Annotated in this window: 2 protein-coding genes; both read right to left on the bottom strand. The window is 36.0% G+C overall.

Annotated elements, in window-relative coordinates; translation table 11 throughout:
* Positions 1-94: 94 nt before the first annotated feature.
* A complete protein-coding gene (locus EHQ31_RS07940) occupies positions 95-499 on the bottom strand; it encodes a helix-turn-helix domain-containing protein (RefSeq protein WP_002974878.1) in 405 nt (134 codons plus the stop codon).
* Positions 500-799, bottom strand: a complete 300-nt coding sequence (locus EHQ31_RS07935) for a type II toxin-antitoxin system HigB family toxin (protein ID WP_135574617.1) — start codon at positions 797-799, stop codon at positions 500-502.
* Positions 800-916: the final 117 nt, after the last annotated feature.

The following is a 916-nucleotide window of genomic DNA, read 5'->3' as shown; positions in this document are numbered from 1 at the left end:
AGAAGCCTATGTGTCGCAGACCGAGCGAGGGCGCAAGTCCCGAAGCGAAGCGGTTAGTCGCTGTTATGCGTAGTTTTCGGGCTTACAGTATGAATTAAGCCACGGACGGCGTTCTTTTTCTTCCTGTCTTAGCAGTTTTGACTTTATATTCTTTCACAAGAATATCAGTAGGAATTCCTAGATTTTGATTAATCTTTCTAATCATTTCTAAAGTAAGCTTTCTTTTTCTATTTAAGATTTCAGTGGCACGACTTCGCCCGCCAATAAGATTCCCCAAATCAACACTTTTCATATTCATGTCATCCATGACAGATTTTAAAGCTTCAATTGGATCCGGATCTTCAATCGGGTAGTGTTTAGTTTCGTAAGCATCAACTAAAGTAATTAGAACATCTAATTTATCGTATTCAGGTGTATTTTTCTTAGCATCCCAAAGTTTTTCAATTTCAGAGAGAGCTTCTAAGTGATCTTTTTGATTTTTAATAGGTTTGATGTTCATTTAAATCGCCTCAGCATTAATTTTATCGTATTGTTCGTGCGTACCTATAAATCGTATGAAGACAGTCTGTAAATTGTAATGAATTTTCACAATTAATCTGTATTTATTTCCATGTATATTGAAAACGATTCGATTATCTTTGAGAAAACTAGCATTTCTGTATTTATCTTTGATATCAGAAGGCGATTTCCAACTGGCTCTGGAAGTGTCCTTAAACCAAACTTCTATAGGGATTTTAGAGTCAGAGTATTTAGGAATAGAGTAGAAATCTCTTAGTATCTTTCTTGAAATAACCCTCACAAATCAATAGAAGCTTGTTCCCGAATTGGTAACAACTACTTTTTGCCTTTTTTGCGAGCACGGACGCTCGCATTTTACGCAATTTAAAGCGTCCGGAAATTTCGCATAACGAACTAG

It is taken from the genome of Leptospira montravelensis (assembly GCF_004770045.1).
Classification (GTDB): domain Bacteria; phylum Spirochaetota; class Leptospiria; order Leptospirales; family Leptospiraceae; genus Leptospira_A; species Leptospira_A montravelensis.
Note: the sequence above shows the minus strand (reverse complement) of the source record. Positions and strands in the feature narration are given on the sequence as shown.